General features: G+C 69.2%; 4 protein-coding genes. 1 reads left to right on the top strand and 3 read right to left on the bottom strand.

Going from position 1 to position 3,262, the window contains the following annotated elements:
- Both L995_RS10935 and L995_RS10930 read right to left on the bottom strand, forming a co-directional pair.
- Positions 1 to 566, bottom strand: a 566-nt coding sequence (locus L995_RS10935) for an MFS transporter (RefSeq protein WP_047471598.1), incomplete at its 3' end; no start/stop codon positions are given.
- Positions 567 to 612: 46 nt separating this feature from the next.
- Positions 613 to 1,140 carry a RidA family protein gene (locus L995_RS10930; RefSeq protein WP_047471595.1) on the bottom strand — a complete coding sequence of 176 codons (528 nt, stop codon included), beginning with the start codon at positions 1,138 to 1,140 and terminating at the stop codon, positions 613 to 615.
- 128 nt (positions 1,141 to 1,268) lie between these two features.
- Here L995_RS10930 and soxR point away from each other — a divergent pair, with 128 nt between their 5' ends.
- Positions 1,269 to 1,739, top strand: a complete 471-nt coding sequence (soxR, locus tag L995_RS10925) for a redox-sensitive transcriptional activator SoxR (protein ID WP_017407202.1) — start codon at positions 1,269 to 1,271, stop codon at positions 1,737 to 1,739.
- Positions 1,740 to 1,767: 28 nt separating this feature from the next.
- Here the strand turns inward: soxR and L995_RS10920 are convergent, their stop codons facing one another.
- The gene (locus tag L995_RS10920; RefSeq protein ID WP_432430804.1) at positions 1,768 to 2,979 is read right to left on the bottom strand and encodes an MFS transporter; all 1,212 of its coding nucleotides are present in this window, start codon (positions 2,977 to 2,979) and stop codon (positions 1,768 to 1,770) included.
- Positions 2,980 to 3,262: the final 283 nt, after the last annotated feature.

Below are 3,262 nucleotides of genomic sequence, written 5' to 3'. Positions count from 1 at the left end.
GTGGCCAGGGCACCGACCCAGTACACGGCATTCCAGCCGCCCAGGTCCGAGAGCACGCCGGCCACGCTGCGCGAGGCCAGGATGCCGATCAGCAGCCCGCTCATGACCAGGCCCACGGCGCGCCCGCTGGCGCCGGGCGCCGCAAAGCTGGCCGCCATGGGCACCAGCACCTGGGCCGCGACCGAGAACAGCCCCGTCATCAGCGTGCCCGCCGCCAGCAGCGCAAAGCTGTGCGCCATGCCGCTGGCCAGCATGCCCAGTGCGGCCAGCAGCATCAGGCCCAGCACCAGGCGGCGGCGTTCCAGCATGTCGCCCAGCGGCACGAGCAGCAGCAGTCCCAGCGCATAGGAGACCTGGGCCATGGTCACTGTCAGTGAGGCACGCGCCTCGCTGATGCCCAGGTCGATGGCGATGGAGTGCAGCAGCGGCTGGTTGAAGTAATTGGCGCCCGCGCACAGGCCGCAGGCCGTGGCCATGAGCAGCAGGGTGCTCTGGGGCAGCACGGGCGCGGCGGTGGCCTGCATGGGCGGCGAGGGCAGGGCGGAGGCCGGGGAGGATCTGTTCATCGGACGAATGCCTGTGGTATCTGCTGATGGGTGGCAAGCGGATGGCTCAGACCCACAGCGGCGGCCGCGCCGGCTGGGCGGTGGCGGGCAGTGCGGCCACGGCATCGACCTCGATCAGCATGCCGGGCAGGGCCAGCCGGGGCACGGGGATCAGGGTGCAGGCCGGAAAGCGCGGCAGGGTATTGCTGGGGGCGCCATCGCCGGGGGCACCGTCGCTCCAATGCAGGCGCACGGCGGCCTGCCAGTCGTTGAAGCGGGCCTCCGAGTGGTCCACGATGAGCAGGGGCAGCTTGACCACCTGGCCCATGTCCGCGCCCGCCGCCTGCAGCGCCAGCTTGAGGTTGGACAGGGCCTGCTGCGCCTGGGCCGCGAAGCTGTCGGGCAAGTCGCCCGCCTGGTTCTCGCCGCCCTGGCCCGAGACGAAGGCCCATTGCGCCGGCCCGTGCACGGTGACCACATGGGTGTAGCCGTTGGGCGTGGCGTCGTAGAGACCGGCGGGCTGCAGATGGTGCAGTTGCGGGGCCGTGGAAGCGGCGGGCTGTGCCGAGGCGGCTGGAAGTGCGTCGTGTTGCATGGTGGGCCTGGAGTCCGAAAGTGCGCCGGCTGGACCGGCGAGGCTTGCCAGTGTGAAACCTCAACCAAAGTTGAGGTCAAATGCAGGCCTGCTTGGACCTATTTTTCCTGCGCCTATTTTCTGCTGCCATGAATCTGTCTTCTGCCGGTGTCACCGCGTCCGACCATGACGGGCCGGCCATCCTCTCCGTGGGCGAAGTGGCCCGGCGCAGTGGCATCTCCGTCTCGGCCCTGCATTTCTACGAGCGCCAGGGGCTGATCGAGAGCCTGCGCACGCCCGGCAACCAGCGCCGCTATGCGCGTGCCGTGCTGCGGCGCGTGGCCGTCATCAGGGTGGCCCAGCGCATGGGCGTGCCGCTGGCCGAGATTGCCGAGGCGCTGCAGGAGCTGCCCAGCGGCCGCACACCCACGCAGGCCGACTGGAGCGCGCTGTCCGCACGCTGGCGCCATGCGCTGGATGCGCGCATCCAGGGGCTGACCCAGCTGCGCGACCAGATCGACGGCTGCATTGGCTGCGGCTGCCTGTCCCTCAAGGTCTGCCCGCTGCGCAATGACGGCGATTGCCTGGCCAAGGACGGGCCGGGGCCGCACTTTCGCTGAACAGCCTGCGCTTGGGCGTGAACAGGTCCTAGTGCTTGGGCATGGGCAGCGTGGGCGTGCGCGTGCACATCCAGCACAGCCAGCCGGCCAGCACGCCCATGACGATGCAGTAGGCGACCAGGGCCTCGGTGATGCCGATGTGGTCCGAAAGCCAGCCCAGGCCCAGGATGGGCACGATGGTGCCCAGGTAGCCGACCACCAGGTAGGTGGACAGCAGGCCCGTGCGCGTGGCCGGTGTCGAGACCTTGTTGACGATGGACATGCCCGCCAGGTTGCACAGGCCGTGGCCCGCCGCCGTGGCGATCACGCTGAGCGCGAACAGCAGGGCCGAGCCCGCAAAGCTGTTGACCAGCAGCAGGAGGTTGCAGGCCACCAGGCAGGCAAAGCCCAGAATGGCCGAGCCCTTGGTCGGGCGCGGGCGCGCCAGGTACTGGAAGCCCGCCGAGAGGAACAGGATCACGCCGATGGACAGGCCCGAAACGGCCGGCCCATGCCAGGGCACCATGCGCTGCATGAAGCTGGGCGCCAGCGATGCGAACAGGCTGAACATGCCGAAGGCGCAGAACGCACACATGCCGCCCAGCGCGTAGTGGCGCGCAAAGCGGCGCTCGGGCAGGGTGATGGTGGGCATGAAATCACGCCAGTGCAGCGCGCGTGCCTGGGTGGAGGCCAGCTCCGCCGGCTCGGCAATGCGCACCTGGTACAGCGCATAGACGGCCAGCAGGCCCAGCCCCAGCGACGGAATGTAGGCCGTGACCAGCGGCCAGGGCAGCCACTGCGCGATCAGCCCGCCCACCACGGGGCCCAGCCCGAAGCCGAAGGCAATGGTCAGGCTGGTCGTGGCCGCGGCACGCTGCAGGTCGCCCCGGTTGTTGAGCCGGGTCATGCCCACCGAGGCCGAGGTGGTGATCAGCCCCGAAGCCACGCCGATCACCACGCGGCCCAACGCAAAGCTGGGCACGTTCCAGGCCACGGTGGAGGCCAGCACGCCCAGCGTCATCAGGATCAGCCCGGCGCGCAGCACGGCGACAAAGCCGAAGCGGTCGGTCAGCCGGCCCAGGAACAGCAGGCTGGCCAGTGCGCCGAACATGTAGGCCACGAAGATCTGCGTGATGTGGCTGGGCTGCAGCCCCCAGGCCTGCTGGTACAGCGGGTACAGCGGGCTGGCCAGGGCCGTGCCCATGACACCCACGCACATGGAAAAACACACCCACGCATAGGGCGGCCAACGGGTTTGCATAGAAAAAGGGAACGCGAAGAAGACGAAAGCGAGGGAAAGAGGCGCCGCGCAGGCCTTGCGCCCCGAGGCGCCGCGGCACTGTCCGGGAGCGCATGGAATCTGGAATGACCCGCAGGCCAATGGGTGAATTCTAAGAAACCCGCGTGTCCTGGGTGTTTCGCCGCCTCCGAGCCCCTGGCATGCACCCGGGCATACCGCTGGCATCGTGCGCCAGGCGGGTGGGTGTACCCTGTGGCCGTCCCTGTGTTTTCCCTTGTCCAGAGAGTCCGGCATGCCAGTTCCA

Origin of the sequence: Delftia sp. ZNC0008 (genome assembly GCF_000799035.1) — a bacterium.
Lineage (GTDB): Bacteria > Pseudomonadota > Gammaproteobacteria > Burkholderiales > Burkholderiaceae_C > Comamonas > Comamonas tsuruhatensis.
This window is presented reverse-complemented; position numbering and strand designations above follow the sequence as displayed.